The following is a 17,373-nucleotide window of genomic DNA, read 5'->3' on the forward strand; positions in this document are numbered from 1 at the left end:
TAAAGGTCATGTGATGTTAAAAAGGTTTTATATTTCGCATCTTGGCATTTTTTATATGCTCTTTGCTTGCTTTATGTTTGCTGTTACTGGCGCATTTGCAAAGTATCTTAGCAAAGATATGCCATCTATCGAAGTTGTATTTTTTAGAAATTTAATAGGCCTTTTTATTGTTATTTATGCCATTTATAGATTTCCATTTAAGCAAGCTGGTGGACACTTTTTTTTGTTAATGTTTCGTGGCTTTGTCGGCACGGTCGCACTTTTTGCTTTTTTTTACAATGTCGCTCATGTAAATTTGGCCACAGCTTTTACATTTCAAAAGACAAATCCAATCTTTACAGCCATCCTCGCAGCCTTTATTTTCAAAGAGCGTCTAAGCTCACTTGGCTGGTTTGCTGTATTTTTGGGATTTGGTGGAATTTTGCTTGTTATCCAGCCAAATTTAGGTATAAATAAGACCGATATCATCGGCATTTGGAGTGGTCTTGGTGCGGCAATAGCATACACAAGCGTAAAGGAGCTAAATAAAAGTTATGGCACAAATATCATCGTGCTAAGTTTTATGCTTTGGGGCTCGTTTTTGCCACTTATTTGCATGGGTTTGGCAGAATTTTTCACCTATGAGCCACTTGATTTTTTGTTTTCAAAATTTAGCATGCCAAGCTGGTATAACGTTGTTTTTATCTTGCTAATGGGACTTAGTGGATATTTTTTTCAGTCGTACATGACAAAGGCGTTTGCGGTTGGTAAAAAGGCTGGAGTGATCGCTGCAGTTAGCTACGCAGACGTTATTTTTACACTTATTATTGGCTATTTTATGGGCGATGCGTTACCAAATCACTTAGCGCTTGTAGGTATTATACTTGTCGTGGTTAGTGGAATTTTAGTTGTTAGAGAAAAATAAAGGAGAAAAAATGATACTAATAGCAGGGCCTTGCGTCATCGAGAGCGAACAACTCGTTTTTGACGTGGCAAAAAGGCTAGTTAAATTTAACGAAGATAAGCGGATAGATTTTTATTTCAAATCAAGCTTTGACAAGGCAAATCGTACGAGTATAAGCTCGTTTCGCGGGCCCGGACTTGAAAAAGGGTGCGAAATTTTAGCTAAGGTAAAAAAGGAATTCGGTTTTAAAATTTTAACCGATATCCACGAGAGCTATCAAGCTTGCCCCGTAGGCGAAGTAGCCGACGTACTACAAATCCCGGCGTTTTTGTGCCGCCAAACCGATCTGCTAGTGGCTGCGGCTAAGACAAAAGCCGTGGTAAATATCAAAAAAGGGCAGTTTTTAGCCGCCTCTGCTATGAAGCACTCGGTCAAAAAAGTGCTAGAAACGCGCGGCGTAATGGGCGATGGATACGAGGTTGCCAAGCAAAACGGAGTGTGGCTAACGGAGCGTGGAAGTACATTTGGATATGGAAATTTGGTCGTAGATATGCGAAATTTAGTGCTCATGCGCGAATATGCGCCGGTGATTTTCGACGCTACTCATAGCGTACAAATGCCAAGCGCTCTTGGCGAAAAAAGCGGCGGGGACGCGAAATTTGTGCCTTATCTAGCGCGAGCCGCGGCAGCTGCGGGCGTGGACGGATTTTTTTACGAGACGCACGTAAATCCTTGCGAGGCGCTTTGCGACGGACCGAATATGCTAAATTTGGACGAGCTAGACGCAAATATCGCTCAAATTTTTAAGATAAAAGACGCCCTGGGCGATGCAAACTAAGGGCTTTTTGTGGGTACTAGGCGGCGCGGTCGCCGAATGCGGCTGGGCGTACGGGCTAAAACACGCCCAAAACGCCGTAGGATTCGCGCTTACTGCCGCGTTAGTCTGCGTTAGCTTCGTATCGTTTATGAAGGCTATGAAATATTTGCCCGTTAGCGTTGCATATACCGTATTTGTGGGATTTGGAGCATTTTTTATCGTGGTCGCCGAAAGCGTTAGCGAATTTCGCGCGAGCGGCCAGACGCCAGATCCTTTGCGGCTATTTTTCATAGCGACGCTGATCGCGGGCGTGCTTGGGTTAAAAAGGCTAAAATCTTGACGCACGTTTTAGCTCTTTTGGCGGCCGGGTGCTGCGAGGTTTTGGGCGTGTTTTTTCTAACCAAATTTCAAAAAAGCTTCGGCGTAAAAAAGGCGGCGATTTTTTTGATTTTAGTTGCAAATTTCGCCATTTCGCTTTGGCTTTTGAGCTACGCGATGCAGGCGATGCCGATGTCGGTAGCGTACGCGATTTGGACGGGTATAGGAGCGATCGGAGCCGTGGGCGTCGGAGTGATTTTTAACGGCGAAAAAATGAGCGCGCAAAAGGCGTTTTATCTATCGCTAATAACGCTAAGCGCGATAATGTTAAAAATAATTTAATTAGAATTCTAAAAATACAAAAACTTAAGAGGTAAAATGGCAAAGAGTAAAAATGCGAATTTACATAAAGCAAAAAGCGGTAAAAACGATGAATTTTACACGCAGTTTAACGATATACAAAATGAACTAAGGCACTACAAAGAGCATTTTAAAGACAAGGTCGTATTTTGCAACTGCGACGACCCGAAGCAGTCAAATTTCTTTAAATATTTTGCCTACAACTTTTATCTTTTTGGGCTTAAAAGACTTGTGACTACCTGCTATAAAAATGCAAGTGGAGAAGAATTTTCGACTTTAAAAAATCCAACTTTGTTTGATAGTGAAGCTTCGAGAGAGAGAGAGAGAGAGAGAGAGAGAGAGACGAGCGCGCCGCGTCTGAGAAATCGAGCTATTTTATCTATGAAGGTGTGGATGAAAACGGCGAAATTTTAAGTGACGGAGCGAAAATAGATGAATTTATCGCTCGTTTAAAACCAAATTTACTAAATCATGATGAAAATTATCCAGCTGGGGATTTTCGTTCCGCTGAATGCATAGAACTTCTTAAACAATCTGAAATCGTAGTAACAAATCCTCCATTTTCGCTATTTCGTGAATATGTCGCGCAACTAGTTGAATATGATAAAAAGTTTGTAATTATTGGTCATCAAAATGCCATAACTTACAAGGAAATTTTTAAACTCATAAAGGATAACCAAATTTGGCTAGGATACGGTTTTAAAGGTGGCGCAGCGCATTTTATAAACATACACTACGAAGACTATGCAACCGCAAGTCATCATATAGAAGGAATGATAAGGGTTTCTGGTGTAAATTGGTTTACAAATTTGCCTCATAAAAAACGTAACGAAATTTTAGAAACTATCTATACTTTTGATCCGCAAAAATACCCAAAATACGATAATTACGACGCGATAAACGTCGATAAAACTATAGAAATTCCGATGGATTACGAAGGCGCGATGGGTGTACCCATAACGTTTTTAGATAAATACAATCCACAACAATTTGAGATTAATGCACTTGGAATTGTTGGCTCAATAGAATTTTCTTGCAATAAAAGAATGGAAATTTTAGATAAAAAAGGAATTCCTACTGGTAAATTTACATTTAATGCCAAAGGGACTTTGTATCGCAAATTTAATCCACAAACTGATAAAAAACCAGCCTTTAAAGACTATGAAACTGGTGAATTATATTCAAGTATTTACGCACGAATTTTGATTAAAAATAAAATGCCCAAAAAGGAGACAAAGTGAAAATTGAGTTAAAGAAAATCACTATAAGAGAACTAGTAAATGGCTACGTCAGGGATGAAGAAAATGGACAGGTTATAGGCTATGGCGGAGCTTTAAATATCCGTCCAAAATATCAGCGCGAATTTGTCTATGGCGACAAACAGCGAGATGCTGTGATAAACACTTGCCTTTGGGGTTTCCCGCTGAATACGATGTACTGGGTCAAAAACGGTGAAAACGAATATGAAGTGCTTGATGGTCAACAAAGAACTATCAGTATTTGCGACTTCGTAAATGGTGATTTTAGTCTCGATAAAATGGCGTTTAAAGCTGAGTGGGCAAGTAGTGTAACGGCTTTTCACACGATGCCTGATGATAAAAAAGAAAAATTTTTAAACTATGAGCTTATGATTTACATCTGCGAGGGTAGCGACAGCGAGAAGCTAGAATGGTTTAAAACTATAAATATAGCCGGCGAAAAACTAAGTGATCAGGAGCTAAGAAACGCGGTATTTACTAGTCAGTGGCTAAGCGATGCGAAGGTAAAATTTAGTAAAAGAAATTGTTTAGCTGCACAAAAAGGTAGTAGTTATTTTAAAGACGATCCTATAAGACAAGAAATTTTAGAAAGGGTAATAACGTGGAAAGTTGGCTCAAAGGCTGCCGAAGATATAGAAAAATATATGGCTCATCAAAAACAAACGAGTGCGCAAAACGCTGACGAACTGTGGCTTTATTTTAGCGGCGTCATCGACTGGGTAAAGGCAAAATTTTCTAACTACCGTAAAGAAATGAAGGGACTTGAGTGGGGATTTCTTTATAATAAATTTAAAGATAAATCCCTTGATGCAAATGAGCTGGAAGAAAAAATTTCACTTCTCATGAAAGATAGCGAAGTTAATAATAAAAAGGGGATATATGAATACGTTTTAAGTGATGATGAGAAATTTTTAAATTTGCGCGCTTTTGATGATGATATAAAGCGTGAAACCTATGAAAATCAAGGCGGGATTTGCCCTCACTGCGGTCAAAAATTTGAGATAGAGCAAATGGATGCAGATCATATAATACCTTGGAGTAAAGGTGGAAAAACCGTTCGTGAAAACTGCCAAATGCTCTGTGTAGAGTGTAATAGAAAAAAGGGAAATAGATAATTTATGTAACTTTTCGCTAGAATTGCAATAAATTTTAACGAAGGAAAATCATGAAAATAATCGAAGGAAATTTGGCTTTAAAAGGCGGCGAGAAGATCGCTATCATTAACGCGAGATTTAACCACATCATCACCGATAGGCTGGTCGAGGGCGCGAGGGACGCGTTTTTGCGTCACGGTGGCGACGAGGCGAATTTGAGCCTCATTTTGGTGCCTGGCGCATTTGAGATACCTATGGCGCTTGAAAAGACCCTAGCTAGCGGCAAATTTGACGCTATTTGCTGCGTGGGAGCGGTGATCCGCGGCTCTACGCCTCATTTTGACTACGTGAGCGCTGAGACCACCAAGGGCATCGCAAACGTCACACTAAAGTACGGCAAACCGGTGACCTTTGGCGTGCTAACGGTAGATAGCATCGAGCAAGCCATCGAGCGAGCGGGTTCAAAGGCCGGAAATAAGGGCTTTGAAGCGATGACGGGCGTAATCGAGATGCTAAGCTTATATAAAAATTTGGAGGCGTAAAATGGCGACTCGTCATCAGGTTAGGCAGGCCGTCGTTTCGCTACTATACTCAAATGAGATAAATCCAGTAACTGCTGCATTTGAAGAGGAATTTTTAGAAGAGAAAAAGATAAGAAACGAGCGAAAAAGTGAGGCGCAGCAGACTTTTAAAGAGGTGCTCGCAAATAAAGAAAAACTAGATGAAATTTTAAAGCCATATCTAAAAGACGGCGATTTTAGCAAAGTTGGTGCGACTGAACTTGCCATCCTTAGACTTGGACTTTATGAGATGAAATTTAGCCAAACGGATAAGGCTGTTATCATAAACGAAGCGATCGAGCTTGCGAAAGAACTTGGAAGTGATCAGGCACCAAAATTTATAAACGGTGTACTTGATAAGCTAAAGGGCGATCTGTGAGGCTCTGCGTCGCACTTGATATGGCTAGTCGTGAAGAGAATTTAGCCCTTGCTAGCGAGCTAAAAGGGCTTGATCTTTGGCTAAAAGTGGGGCTTAGAAGCTATCTTAGGGATGGGGCAAAATTTATAGAAGGGTTAAAAGGACTTGGAAATTTTAAAATTTTCCTTGATCTAAAGCTCTATGATATACCAAATACGATGGCGGATGCGGCCGAAGTCGTCTCAAAAATCGGCGTAGATATGATAAATGTGCATGCTAGCGCTGGTAAACGCGCGATGAAGACAGTTATGGATAGGCTAGCTGGTCTTGGGAATCGTCCTTTGGTGCTCGCAGTATCGGCACTTACTAGCTTTAGTGAGAGCGAGTTTGACGCTGTTTATAATGATACGATCGCAAGAGCCGTTAGAAAATTTAGCCAGATGAGTTTTGAAGCAGGACTTGATGGAATGGTCTGTTCTGTTTTTGAAAGTAAGCTCATCAAAGATGTAACAAATGAGAAATTTATCACCCTTTGCCCTGGTGTTAGGCCTTTTGGCGAGAGCGCTGGAGATCAAAAAAGAGTAGCAAACTTAGTGAGTGCAAAGCAAGAAGGTAGCGACTTTATCGTTGTTGGCAGGCCGATTTATGAAAATGCAAATCCAAGAGAAATTTGTGAACGAATTTTGGAGCAAAATTAAAATTTGAACTTGTGTGAAGTGGTTTTAACTAAGCTTTTTTACAAAATGTTGCGTGAAGATGACATCAAAGCGAAGTGAGGAACTAAATTTGAGTGATTTTAAGAAAATCCCCTATGTTGGCGAAGCGACAGAGACCGATCTGCTGGCGCTCGGCTACACAGACATTGCTTCGTTAAAGGTTGCGGTTCTGGACGAGATGTTTGAACACACAAAGGCGCTTGATCTCGGTAGTAATGGATACTTTCTCAATGTTTATCGTATGATTTACTACTATGCCAATACGCCGCGCTTAGACAAAAACCAAGTTGAAACGGTGGCCTTAGCTTAGAAGGGCTAAATTTATAAATTTTTATTTTTAGATTCTCTATCTGAGTGCTATAATTGTGAAATGCAAATTTAAGCAAGATATCAGCGGTGTTCAATTATAATGCGATTTCTTTTTATGGACAGATGGGTGAGTGGCTGAAACCACACCCCTGCTAAGGGTGCAGCTCTTAATCGGGGCTCGAGGGTTCAAATCCCTCTCTGTCCGCCACTACTTATAGATAATCATAAATTTTTATTATTGTTTAACATTATTTTTTTGAACATCTTTATATAAAATTTCTGCGTTAGAAAATTGCTTAACTGTATAAGTAAAATTTCATGACAATCGCATATTTTTTGAAAAATTATGATTTTTTTGGTTATATTGTTGTTTCAAACTAATTAAAAATATCTTAAATTAAGTTTTTATTATAAAAAGCATTATATTTTGCTTGTTTAATTATATTGACAATCAAAAAGCTATTTTTTGATAAAAGCTTATAATTCGCTTTTTACAAACTATTGACATTTGGAATTTATATATTTAATTAATATATTTTTTTCTTAAAAGATAAAATTTCTCATATAAAGTTATATCTTATAAAGATAGTATATAATCACGTAAAAATTTAAATAATACAAAAATAATAATAAGGAGTAATCTTGGCTAAAGAAGCTGGAGTAGTAAAATTCATTAGTGGCAAGGCGGTCGCTATCGATCAAAACGGAAATGAGAGAGAGCTAAAAGTAGGTGACATCCTTTATATGGGAGAGAGCATCAAGACAAGTGATGCTGCTGATAAAATAACAATCGTTTCAAATAATGGAAAAGAGATTACGATCGTAGGCAATGATACACTTGCTTTAAATCAAAGTACTATAGGCACGGAAGGCTTGGCAGATGTTAGTGATTTACAAAATGCTATTTTAAATGGTGGAGATTTAACAAAACTTGAAGAGACCGCAGCTGGTGGAAATACTGCTGCTGGTGGTGGAGATGGCGTTAGCTTGGGTGATGCTAAATTTGCTGAGGGTGGTCACTACTCAAACATTAATGCAACATATAGAAATTTAAGTGATACAAACAGAGCTTTTGCATCATACGATAGCCCAATAAGCGGATACAATGGCGGAGATGATACTATAATCCCAAGCAATCCTCTTGTAACTTTTATAAGCGATCTTAATAACGATGGTACTTTAAGCAGGGTTGAGCATGCACGTGATACAAATTTAAATACATCAAAAGTTCTTATTACAATTCCAAATGATGGCACAGTAAGGGCTGGAGATATACTAAATATCACTATAACTAAGCCAGATGGTAATACTGAAAATAAAACAATTCCTATCACTCCAACTATCATAAGCAATGGTTATCAGTTTGATGCACCAATACAGACTGGCAAAATTTCAAAAGTTGATGCAACTATTACAAATTTTCAAGGAAATGTTAGTGGTAGAAGTGAAGATAGCGTAACTTCAAGTGGCTTTAGTGCTCCAGAGGTTAAATTTACAGAAGATAACAGCCCTGATAATAATCTATTAACATATACTGAAAATGCTAAAGATGGCAAATTAAATGAAACTCCAGTCCTTATAACTGTAAAAGATGTGATTGTCGGAGATGTGCTTCACGTGACTTTAACAAAGCCTAATGGCACAACCGAGGTTAGAAATGTATCTATTGATCAAAACATAATAGATAATGGATATAAGATAGATAATATGCCAGTTGAGCACGGTAAGCCTTCAAAAGTAGAAGCTTATGTAGCAGATAGCACAAACACGATGAGAAGCACAACTGCAAGCGACTCTACTACTCTTGATGTAAAACCGACTTTGAAATTTACTGAAGATACAGATGATAATATCTATCTATATGATAATGAAAATAAGCAAGATAACGACTTTAGAAGCACGACAGTAGAAATAACTCTACCAAAAGATGTAGTTATTGGCGATAAGATCGTTATAACTTATACTGATCCACTAACTAAGCAAGATACAACAAAAGAAATTTCTCTTACACAAGAGATGATTGATAATCAAAAAGTAAATACCTCTCTTCCGATATTTCCAGATGTAAGAACATCAGCTAGTGTTCATGTGGTAGATAAAAACAATGTTCGAAAAAGTGAAGAGTCAGATCAAGATAGTGTAATGCCTATTGGTAGAAATTTAGAAATGACATTACCAGAAGAAAAGACTCTTCATGAAATTTCAAGACAAGAAAGTACTGATGATAATGAAGTAAATAAAACCACAGCAAGGATTACTCTACCAAATAAAATTGATAATGGCGATAAGCTTACGCTAACTATTACTGGACCTGATCCTGATGATCCTGTAAATAATCCATCTAAAACTTATACAAGAGAATTTACTATACATATGGATAGTAAAGGTGTTGTGACTAGTGTAACAGAGAATGGAACTTCCAATGTTTTAACACCGATAAAATCAGGCGACAATCAATATACCATTGATGTTTCTGGTATCCAACTAAAGCATGGAGAAGATACGACTATTAAGGCCAAAGTTACAAATTTAAATCCAAATAGACATACATCTATAAATGAGTCAGAAGTATCGGCCAGTTTAGAATATGTAAAAAAACCTGAAGTTATCTTTGGAGAGGCTAATGGCAATAGGAGTATGAGTAGAGAGCAAGCTATGAGTGATGGTGATCTTAATAGTACAACAGTCACTATCAAGCTTCCAAAAAATGCAGTAAATGGTGATAAGCTAACTGTAACTATAAAAGAGCCAAATGAAGCTACTGCTAGAGAAATAAAATACACTATTGGAAAAGATAATAATGGTAAGTTCTTTGTAAAAGATAGCGATGGCAATAAAATAGATACAGAAACAGATGGTAGAAGCTTTAAAATTTCTGGCATTAAGACAGCAACTGGTCTAGAAACTAAAGTAACAGCTGAGATAAAAGATAAAGATGGTATTCAGCATGCAGAAGATACAAGCACGGTTACTATCTCAAATATAAACGATATGGCAGTATATTTCAAAGAGGACGCTGACCGTAACGTATCTTTAACGAGGGCAGAGAGTAAAGATGCAGATGGTGACCTACATAAAACGACAGTAGTAGTAAAAGTGCCAAACAATGTTATAGCTGGTGATGTGGTAACTGTAAAAATAGATAATGGTACTCCAAAAAAGTATAGTGTTATAAGTAATCTAAATGGAGAAATAAAGTTAGAACATGTAAAAGGCGATGGCACTAAAGAAACTATTACTACAAATTCCACAAAGAATAATGAGATAGAAATTCCTGGCGTAGAGATCATTGCTGGCAAGACCATCAATGTAACTACTGAGACTACCGATGCAAGCGGTGGTAAAAAAGCTGAAGCACAAAATCATAACACTCTTGAAACGCTTAATAATGATATGAAAATCACTTTTGATGAAGATAGTGATAATGATGGCATCTTATATAATGCTGAGGCAAATCGTGATCACAACGAAGACACAACAACAGCAACTATCAAGCTTCCTTCAAATTTTGTTTTAGGTGATAAATTAATAGTAGAGTCACATAACGAAGACACACCAAATAATAAAACAACTAAGACATATGAGATAGTAAAAGATAATAACGGCAAATTGATAGCCAAAAATGGCAGTGAAGAGCTTGATATTACCGATGATGCTGATGGCAATAAGGTGGTCAAATATACACTTGGCTTAACAGAAGATCATAAGACTATCATTAATGCCAAAGTTACTGATAATACTGGTGCTGATAAGGTTGAGACAAATAGCGATATTACGCTTGATGCTCAAGGTAGCGGCTCTGGAACAGGCTTTAGGCTATTTATTGATGAGGATAAAGATAGAAATGGTGTTCTAAGTAGAGATGAAGCCATGAAGGATGGAAAATTAAATACCACTTCGGCAACACTTCAAATTCCAACTACTGTAAATAGCGGTGGTATTATAAAAGTCAAGGTAAATGGTGGAGCAGAGAAAACTTATACCGTTGCTTCAAATGATGGTACAAACGTTACTATAAAAGATGCAGGTGGCAGCCTTGTCGCACTTGAGCCAGGAAATAAACTAAAAATTTCTGATGTTCATATAGATAAAGATCATCCAGCAGTGGTTGAAGCTACTATAAATGGAGTAACAAAGACAGCTAAAGCTACATTAGAATCAGTAGATACTAAAAATTTAAAGATTGAATTTGTTGAAGATAATGCAAGTAGAGACAATGTAATAGACAGAGATGAAGCTATTTTGGACAATGATATAAAAAAGACAATTATAAGTGTTCAGGTACCGCATAATGTCACAAATGGTGATAAGGTAGCAGTAACAATAAAAGAACCTCAAGCTAATGGTACAACAGGGTCTAGAACCATAACTTATACAGTTTCAAAAACTGCTAATGGTAAAATTTCATTAACAGATGATAGTGATACTACTCATACTCCACATGAACTAGAAAATAACACTATAAAAATTCCTGGCGTTGCTATGCTTCCTGGTCGTGAAACTAGTGCAGTAGCTACTATAACAAATGGTGCTGAGACTACAACTAGTAGCGAAGCAAAAGCTAAACTTGCTCCTTTAAGTGAAGCGGGATTAAGTGTAAGCATAGTTGCTGATAAAAATGACAATGGCATTATCTCAAGAGATGAGTCAGGTAGTAAAATTTCAAAGGTTCATGTTTCTATCCCAGGAAGTGTTATAGTAGGCGATAAGATAGATGTTAAGATAACAAATCCTGATGGATCTACCTTGACTAATCATTACGAAGTTATAGGAAAAGATGTAAATGGTAAAACTACTTTAAAAAATATAGCAGATCCTATGCATCCGATTACACTAGGTAGGGATAATCCACTTGAACTTGATGCTACTATCGCAGTTGGTAAAGAAACAAAAGCTGAAGTTACTCTAACTGACACATTTGGTGAGAGCAAAACAGTAAGTGATACGGCACATGCTGAAATCGATGCTATAAGAGGTATCATGTTTAATAAAGATATAAAAACCTCAGAAAGTGGCGAGAGATCTACTACGGTTAAAGTTTATCTTAATGAAGATGCTAGAGAAGGGGATACGGTAGAGTTTAAATACACTAATCCAGACAACCATGCACTAACCAAGACTGCAACATATACTCTATCGGCTGCAGATATAGCAAAAGGTACATTTGACCAAGAGCTTGATATCAATGCAAGATCAGCCTATGATCTAAATGTTAAAGCCTCACTTAAAACTTCAGATGGCTTAGAGTCCAAGTCTTACGAGCCTTATAAACCACTTCATATAGGCGTTGAAAACTATACGGTTAAATTTGACGCAAGTAAAGATATGAAAGGTGGCGAAGGTCATGATACTTTGGTGTTTGATAAGCAAATAGTTGATCTTAGAGGCATTACTAATCTTGATTCAAAAGTGGAAAGCTTTGAAAACCTTGAGCTTAAAGGAGAAACAAAGATCAAATTTAATGCACAAAACATCCTTGATATCACTGATAATCCTGATACGGTGCTTAAGATAAAAGGCGGTAATATTGATGCTAATGGCAATAAAATCACAAAAGTTGATCTAGTTCATAAATGGACCGAAGATCATTCATATGATACTGCTGGATTTAAAGGCTACTCAAGCATAGATCAAATAAATGGAAAAACTATCCATATCCAAATAGACGACAAAATCCACACCGATCTTTAATCCCCAAAATGAGTGCGTAAATTCGCACTCATTTCAAACTCAAACTCACATTATTTTTTAAGTCTTGTTTTACTAATATTTGCTCCTTAAAGGAGAAAATATGAAAAATTTAATAGCCGTTATTATAGTTATTGCTGCACTTGCTTTTGGTGCTTTTAAGTATATAAATTCATTTGTTGCACTTGATGAAAATGTAAATGCAAAGTGGTCGCAGGTGTTAAATCAATATAAAAGAAGAGCCGAGCTTGTGCCAAATTTGGTTGAAACTGTAAAAGGCTACGCAGCTCATGAGCAAAAAATTTTTGAAGATGTGGCAAATGCTAGAAGCAAGAGCATGCAAGTAAGCGTTGATGCAAGTGGTCTTAGCGATGAAGCTAAGATGAAAGAATTTATGACAGCACAAAGCTCATTTGGCTTGGCACTTGGTAGGCTTATGGCAATTAGTGAGAACTATCCGGAGCTAAAAGCAAATCAAAATTTCTTATCTCTTCAGAGTCAGCTTGAAGGTACGCAAAACCGCATAAGTGTAGCAATGCATGATTATATCGAAGCTGTAAAAGAGTATAACGTAGCCCTTAGAAGCTTTCCAAATAAATTTATAGCAAGTGCTTTTTATCCTGAGCTAAAGCCAAAACAAAATCTTGAAATAAGTAACGAAGAGAAGATAAATCCAAAAGTTTCATTTGAGAAATGATGAAGAAAATTTTTACTCTTTTATTTTTTACATTTTGCTTTTGTTTTGCCATAAATTTTAACGAGCAGATAAATGATGAGGCCCAAATTTTCTCTAAAAATGAGAAGGCTGAGCTTTTAAGCTTGGTGCAAAATTACGAGCAAAATAGTACGACACAAATTGCTATCGTGACGCTTAAATCACTAGAAAATAAAAGTATAGAAGAGATCTCTCTTGAGATAGCTAGAGGCTACAAGCTGGGACAAAAACAAAGCAGTAACGGAGCGCTTTTAATAATCGCTCCAAACGAGAGAAAAGTACGTATAGAAGTTGGCTATGGGCTTGAAGGTGTGCTAACTGACGCTATATCAAGCCAGATCATAAATGATGTGATAGTACCTAAATTTAAGCAAGGAGATATGGGTGGTGGTGTGATAGATGGCATAAGAGCCATCATAAAAGTGGCTAGTGGTGAAGAATTTGAAAGTGTGAGTGATGATGAAGAGATACCATTTGGAATAGTTGCCTTTTTTGCTGGCATGATCTCGTGTTTTGTCTCTGGCTTTTTAGGTAAATTTTTTATGCGAATTGGCTTTAGTGCGTGTTTTGCAGGACTGATATCTACGGTATTTGAGCAATTTTTTGGCGTGCAAAATTACTTCATTGTCTTTGCCGTTGTGTTTGTAATATTTTTTATTATTTTAAAAAATGCTTTTAAAAGAAATACTCAAAGCAAAAATGCACATAGTGGTTTTAGGCGTGATAGATCAGACTCAAATAGCAGTGGCGGCGGCCATTCAAGCAGTTCAAGAAGTGGTGGCTTTAGTGGCGGCGGAGGCGGTTTCGGTGGAGGTGGGGCAAGCGGCAGCTGGTAAATTCTTATCAAAGATTAGCTTGTAAAGCTTAAACCCTTTAAAATATATAAAAACTTAGGAGCAAAGATGCTAGCTGGCGAGCTACTTAAAAGCCATTTTGCTAAATTTGATTTAGTGGAGGTGCTTAGTAAATTTTTAGAGCAAAGTCATTTTGATAAAGAAAAATTTGATCTGCTTAAACAAAATAACTTTAAAAATTTAGATAAAAATATAAAACAAGAGATAGTTGGGACTGCTGGTTTTAAAGAGTTTTTTGATGAGAAATTTCAGAGTTTTTTATGCGAGCTTATACAAAGTAAAGTTTTAATTATTTCTGGCAAAGAGTATAAATTTAGCGAGCTTGAAATCTATACTTGTTTTGACGCAAATACCTACAAAAGACAGTGCGAGGCAGGAGAGATTTACTTTCACAACTTTGGCTTTGACATATCTTTTAAAAGCGAGCCATCGCTTTATGGTGGCATTTTAGTAAGAAGCCTAAAGCCATTAAATGGGCAAAATTTTATCTTGGGACCAAGAAAATGTGCCTTGCATATCTTAAATAGCAAAATGAGCAATTTAAACTTTGATCTAAAAGAGGCTGATTTTAGAAAAGATGAGATTACTTTTACGTCACGTATTAGATCATTTGGTGATGAAAACCAGCAAAAAAATGATCGTCTTAGAGCATTTACTGCTGAGTTTGAAAAAGCCTTAGAGTTTGATGAAAATTATAAAAAGAGATTAAATGCCTATAAAAAGGGGTGAAATTCATCTTTTTATCAGCTTTTGCGGTGAGAAATTTAGCCCTAAAATGCTAGATAAAAAAGATTGCAGAAGAGTAAAAAAATATCCAAATTTAATAAAACAAAACTCATTTAAAATATCTCGCTACTTAAAATTTAAAATAAAGGTGCGAGGTAAAATCTGTCTTTCTCATAAAGAAAATATTGCTGTTTTGGTCATTTCAAAAGAAAAGGTCAGAGTCGAAAATTTAAAAAAGAAATTTTAGCTCTAAAAACGATGAAGGATTTTAAAAAATTTGTCCTTGATGAAAATGCAAGTGTGGCTTACGTGAGCGGCTTTGTAAAAGGGGTGGCAAGTGATGAGGTGCTTGCTCGCCACAACGCTTTTAGCCTAAATTTTGCTGATTCGCTAAATGAGAGTCTAACTCAGGCAAAAGAGCTTGCTCTGAAGCTAAAAATGGCAGCACTTGTAGTCGCGTTTTTACTGCTATGGTTTTACTTTGGTGCGCTTATTTCGGCACTTGTGATGGGTGTCATCATCTTTGGTGTACTTCTTACGCTCTTTATCTTTGCCATTTTTGGCGTAAATTTAAGCATCTTTGGCGTCTTTGGGCTCATACTTGCAAGTGCTGTTGGGATTGATTACATGATATTTGCGCTAAATGATAGCCTTAGCGAAAAGGAGCGAATTTATGGGATATTTTGCGCATTTATTACGAGCTTTATCTCGTTTTTTACTCTATCTTTTAGCCAAACCGCGGCTCTTAGCGTCTTTGGACTAAGTGTTAGCCTTTGCGTGCTGATATATGGGCTGATTGCCAGCGTTTTATCTTGTAAAAATATAAAAATTTAGTTTGATTTTCAGGCCCCAAGCGGCTTGTCTAGTTCGGGGCTTTGATTTTTTATCTTGTAGCGGCTAGTTCGCCTGTAGCTGCGTTTTTATTTACCTTGTTTTGGACGTTTGAGGCTGAAATGAGATCAAATTTATATGGCAGCTTAAATAGCGATTTGTCTAGCTTTTTGCAAATACTGCCCTTTTTGAAAGCTTTATTTACCTCTTTCAAAAATACACTTATGAATTACTAAAATTGTACGGCATGAGGCGCCGTAAGCCTGCATAAATTTGGCATAAGAGCTAAACTCGCCACCGCTAATCTCACTTATAAATTTATCCAGCCCATCGCTATTACCATTTTGTGGGATCTTGCCTTCGCTAAGGTCTATGAGCCCATCCACATAGATGACGTAACCACCCATTTGAGCGTATTTTACGAGCTCTTGCCTATCTTTTACGACGACTTCTTTACTCTCTTTACCGGCGTATCCGCCAAAATTTTGCTCTGCACCAATGCTAGCGTAACCAAAGGGTGAGTCGCTTGCTTTTATCTCGCCTGCTTGTGAACTAGAGCACCAAATGCAAATAACGCACCAACGGCTAGAAACAATATCTTTTTAAACATCTTTAGCCTCCCAAATTTGGCTTTTTATTTTTGATCTTCTGTTAGAAAATCGCTGACGAATTTTATTTTGGCTCATTAAATTTAGCGTAAGACTTTTATAAATTTTTAGTAAAGTCAAATTTATGCGAAAAATATCTCACTTTTTAGGCGAAGTAGGCATAGATAGGCGCTCAGAACGCTTTGCTCTCTAACGTAGTTGCGATCTCCTTTTAAAAGAAGCCTCTCAACCTCGATGTTACCGTCTTTATCTCCGGCTGCCACGTAGACCGTGCCAACTGGTTTGCTGGCTGTGCCCCCACCAGGTCCTGCTATACCGCTAATCGCAAGTGCAAAGTCCGCATTTGTAGTGCTTAGTGTGCCTTTTACCATCTCCTTTACGCAAGGCTCGCTCACGGCGCCATAGGTATCTAAAATTTCATCCTCGACACCCAGCCACTCGTGCTTTATGTGATTTGCGTAGGTTACCAAGGAGCCATCAAAGCTAGCTGAAACACCACCATATCTTGCAAATTTAGCCGCTGCTAGCCCAGCTGTGCAAGACTCGGCAAATGAAATTTTAAGCCCCTTTTGTATGAGCCTCTTTGCTACAAATTTGATCACATCTTTTTGTGGGATAAATTTTTGTGAAAATAGCGTCTTTACACCTTGTAAAAAGCTCTCAATCTGGCCAAATTTATTACTTTTTGCCCTTACTAGTATCAAATTTGGCAGGGTCTGTGCAAGAGTAATATCAACCTCGTAAGTTTTAGCAAGTGGCAGCATAAGGATCTTAGCGCTATCTGCGTCGATGTCTATTAGGTGAAAGTAGCTAAAATCAGGCTCGTACTCGGTGAGAAACTCGCCTAGCTCTTCATTTGGATTAGCTTTTATGAGATTTATCTGGGCGTTATTTAGGCTGGCTAAAAAGCTATTTTTTGAGTAGTCTAAGCTATCTTTAAGTGCAAGTGTCGTGTTATCTTTTAGCTCGAGCGAGCCCCCAGTTAGAGTCGCTATAATCTTTGCAGCGATGGCAAAATTTTCATCTGAGCCAAAAATGCTTACAAAGTCGTAATCTTTTGATAAATTTTCTATTATAAAAGGTAGCTCTTTGCTATTTTTTGGAGCAAAACTAACCACTCCAAGCTCGCCAAAATGATCCTCGTAACTTTGAAAAATGTAGTTTAGAAATTCTCTATTTATCTCAAGATCTTCGCCTATTATTAAGATACTTTGTCTCATTTTTAAGCTCCTTTTTTTGCCTCATTATACTATTTTTCAGTGTGATTTAACCAGCAC

General features: G+C 37.4%; 20 protein-coding genes and 1 tRNA gene. 18 read left to right on the forward strand and 3 right to left on the reverse strand.

The window, feature by feature from the left end; all coding sequences use genetic code 11:
- Positions 1–13 precede the first annotated feature (13 nt).
- The 18 genes from CVS84_RS00715 (at position 14) to CVS84_RS00800 (ending at position 15,491) form a co-directional block, all read left to right on the forward strand.
- Entirely contained in the window at positions 14–904 is an 891-nt protein-coding gene (locus CVS84_RS00715) for a DMT family transporter (RefSeq protein WP_107690768.1), read from the forward strand.
- A gap of 10 nt (positions 905–914) precedes the next feature.
- Positions 915–1,721 (forward strand): 3-deoxy-8-phosphooctulonate synthase, encoded by an 807-nt coding sequence (gene kdsA, locus CVS84_RS00720; RefSeq protein ID WP_107690769.1) that lies wholly within the window; start codon positions 915–917, stop codon positions 1,719–1,721.
- On the forward strand, positions 1,711–2,040 hold the full coding sequence (locus CVS84_RS00725) for a DMT family transporter (RefSeq protein ID WP_107690770.1): 330 nt from the start codon (positions 1,711–1,713) through the stop codon (positions 2,038–2,040). The genes kdsA and CVS84_RS00725 overlap by 11 nt, the downstream gene beginning before the upstream one ends.
- Positions 2,037–2,360: a DMT family transporter gene (locus CVS84_RS00730; RefSeq protein WP_107690771.1), complete on the forward strand. Its 324-nt coding sequence runs from the start codon at positions 2,037–2,039 to the stop codon at positions 2,358–2,360. The genes CVS84_RS00725 and CVS84_RS00730 overlap by 4 nt, the downstream gene beginning before the upstream one ends.
- A gap of 36 nt (positions 2,361–2,396) precedes the next feature.
- The gene (locus tag CVS84_RS09705) at positions 2,397–2,792 is read left to right on the forward strand and encodes an adenine-specific methyltransferase EcoRI family protein (RefSeq protein WP_107690772.1); all 396 of its coding nucleotides are present in this window, start codon (positions 2,397–2,399) and stop codon (positions 2,790–2,792) included.
- Complete coding sequence (locus CVS84_RS00740; protein ID WP_265094305.1) at positions 2,768–3,619, forward strand: adenine-specific methyltransferase EcoRI family protein; 852 nt, start codon at positions 2,768–2,770, stop codon at positions 3,617–3,619. The genes CVS84_RS09705 and CVS84_RS00740 overlap by 25 nt, the downstream gene beginning before the upstream one ends.
- A complete protein-coding gene (locus tag CVS84_RS00745; RefSeq protein ID WP_107690774.1) occupies positions 3,616–4,752 on the forward strand; it encodes a DUF262 domain-containing protein in 1,137 nt (378 codons plus the stop codon). The genes CVS84_RS00740 and CVS84_RS00745 overlap by 4 nt, the downstream gene beginning before the upstream one ends.
- 50 nt (positions 4,753–4,802) lie before the next feature.
- Positions 4,803–5,273: a 6,7-dimethyl-8-ribityllumazine synthase gene (gene ribH / locus CVS84_RS00750; RefSeq protein ID WP_107690775.1), complete on the forward strand. Its 471-nt coding sequence runs from the start codon at positions 4,803–4,805 to the stop codon at positions 5,271–5,273.
- Position 5,274: 1 nt separating this feature from the next.
- Positions 5,275–5,670, forward strand: a complete 396-nt coding sequence (gene nusB, locus CVS84_RS00755; protein WP_021090843.1) for a transcription antitermination factor NusB — start codon at positions 5,275–5,277, stop codon at positions 5,668–5,670.
- Positions 5,667–6,347, forward strand: a complete 681-nt coding sequence (pyrF, locus tag CVS84_RS00760; protein ID WP_107690776.1) for an orotidine-5'-phosphate decarboxylase — start codon at positions 5,667–5,669, stop codon at positions 6,345–6,347. The genes nusB and pyrF overlap by 4 nt, the downstream gene beginning before the upstream one ends.
- 88 nt (positions 6,348–6,435) lie before the next feature.
- Positions 6,436–6,675, forward strand: a complete 240-nt coding sequence (locus tag CVS84_RS00765; RefSeq protein ID WP_107690777.1) for a helix-hairpin-helix domain-containing protein — start codon at positions 6,436–6,438, stop codon at positions 6,673–6,675.
- A gap of 116 nt (positions 6,676–6,791) precedes the next feature.
- A tRNA-Ser gene (locus CVS84_RS00770) sits at positions 6,792–6,882 on the forward strand.
- Positions 6,883–7,316: 434 nt separating this feature from the next.
- A complete protein-coding gene (locus CVS84_RS00775) occupies positions 7,317–12,365 on the forward strand; it encodes a retention module-containing protein (protein ID WP_107690778.1) in 5,049 nt (1,682 codons plus the stop codon).
- A gap of 100 nt (positions 12,366–12,465) precedes the next feature.
- Complete coding sequence (locus tag CVS84_RS00780) at positions 12,466–13,059, forward strand: LemA family protein (RefSeq protein ID WP_107690779.1); 594 nt, start codon at positions 12,466–12,468, stop codon at positions 13,057–13,059.
- Entirely contained in the window at positions 13,059–13,913 is an 855-nt protein-coding gene (locus CVS84_RS00785; protein WP_159070057.1) for a TPM domain-containing protein, read from the forward strand. The genes CVS84_RS00780 and CVS84_RS00785 overlap by 1 nt, the downstream gene beginning before the upstream one ends.
- 66 nt (positions 13,914–13,979) lie before the next feature.
- The gene (locus CVS84_RS00790) at positions 13,980–14,660 is read left to right on the forward strand and encodes an ABC transporter substrate-binding protein (RefSeq protein WP_107690781.1); all 681 of its coding nucleotides are present in this window, start codon (positions 13,980–13,982) and stop codon (positions 14,658–14,660) included.
- The gene (locus tag CVS84_RS00795; RefSeq protein WP_107690782.1) at positions 14,641–14,904 is read left to right on the forward strand and encodes a hypothetical protein; all 264 of its coding nucleotides are present in this window, start codon (positions 14,641–14,643) and stop codon (positions 14,902–14,904) included. The genes CVS84_RS00790 and CVS84_RS00795 overlap by 20 nt, the downstream gene beginning before the upstream one ends.
- 11 nt (positions 14,905–14,915) lie before the next feature.
- Complete coding sequence (locus tag CVS84_RS00800; RefSeq protein ID WP_199906089.1) at positions 14,916–15,491, forward strand: hypothetical protein; 576 nt, start codon at positions 14,916–14,918, stop codon at positions 15,489–15,491.
- A gap of 49 nt (positions 15,492–15,540) precedes the next feature.
- On the opposite strand, the gene CVS84_RS09425 is transcribed toward CVS84_RS00800, so the two are convergent.
- The 3 genes from CVS84_RS09425 to CVS84_RS00810 form a co-directional block, all read right to left on the reverse strand.
- Entirely contained in the window at positions 15,541–15,702 is a 162-nt protein-coding gene (locus CVS84_RS09425) for a hypothetical protein (RefSeq protein ID WP_159070058.1), read from the reverse strand.
- Positions 15,686–15,895 carry a hypothetical protein gene (locus CVS84_RS09580; protein ID WP_234400086.1) on the reverse strand — a complete coding sequence of 70 codons (210 nt, stop codon included), beginning with the start codon at positions 15,893–15,895 and terminating at the stop codon, positions 15,686–15,688. Before CVS84_RS09580 ends, CVS84_RS09425 begins: the two co-directional genes overlap by 17 nt.
- 323 nt (positions 15,896–16,218) lie before the next feature.
- The gene (locus CVS84_RS00810; RefSeq protein WP_107690783.1) at positions 16,219–17,316 is read right to left on the reverse strand and encodes a CinA family protein; all 1,098 of its coding nucleotides are present in this window, start codon (positions 17,314–17,316) and stop codon (positions 16,219–16,221) included.
- Positions 17,317–17,373: the final 57 nt, after the last annotated feature.

It is taken from the genome of Campylobacter concisus (genome assembly GCF_003048575.1).
GTDB classification, from domain to species: domain Bacteria; phylum Campylobacterota; class Campylobacteria; order Campylobacterales; family Campylobacteraceae; genus Campylobacter_A; species Campylobacter_A concisus_U.

Bases quoted from the DNA above. Each gene is read 5' to 3' on its own strand.
- CVS84_RS00715 (WP_107690768.1), top strand. From the start codon at position 14: ATGTTAAAAAGGTTTTATATTTCGCATCTTGGCATTTTTTATATGCTC.
- kdsA (WP_107690769.1), top strand. From the start codon at position 915: ATGATACTAATAGCAGGGCCTTGCGTCATCGAGAGCGAACAACTCGTT.
- CVS84_RS00725 (WP_107690770.1), top strand. From the start codon at position 1,711: ATGCAAACTAAGGGCTTTTTGTGGGTACTAGGCGGCGCGGTCGCCGAA.
- CVS84_RS09705 (WP_107690772.1), top strand. From the start codon at position 2,397: ATGGCAAAGAGTAAAAATGCGAATTTACATAAAGCAAAAAGCGGTAAA.
- ribH (WP_107690775.1), top strand. From the start codon at position 4,803: ATGAAAATAATCGAAGGAAATTTGGCTTTAAAAGGCGGCGAGAAGATC.
- nusB (WP_021090843.1), top strand. From the start codon at position 5,275: ATGGCGACTCGTCATCAGGTTAGGCAGGCCGTCGTTTCGCTACTATAC.
- CVS84_RS00780 (WP_107690779.1), top strand. From the start codon at position 12,466: ATGAAAAATTTAATAGCCGTTATTATAGTTATTGCTGCACTTGCTTTT.
- CVS84_RS00785 (WP_159070057.1), top strand. From the start codon at position 13,059: ATGAAGAAAATTTTTACTCTTTTATTTTTTACATTTTGCTTTTGTTTT.
- CVS84_RS00790 (WP_107690781.1), top strand. From the start codon at position 13,980: ATGCTAGCTGGCGAGCTACTTAAAAGCCATTTTGCTAAATTTGATTTA.
- CVS84_RS00795 (WP_107690782.1), top strand. From the start codon at position 14,641: ATGCCTATAAAAAGGGGTGAAATTCATCTTTTTATCAGCTTTTGCGGT.
- CVS84_RS00800 (WP_199906089.1), top strand. From the start codon at position 14,916: ATGAAGGATTTTAAAAAATTTGTCCTTGATGAAAATGCAAGTGTGGCT.
- CVS84_RS09580 (WP_234400086.1), bottom strand. From the start codon at position 15,895: ATGGGTGGTTACGTCATCTATGTGGATGGGCTCATAGACCTTAGCGAA.
- CVS84_RS00810 (WP_107690783.1), bottom strand. From the start codon at position 17,316: ATGAGACAAAGTATCTTAATAATAGGCGAAGATCTTGAGATAAATAGA.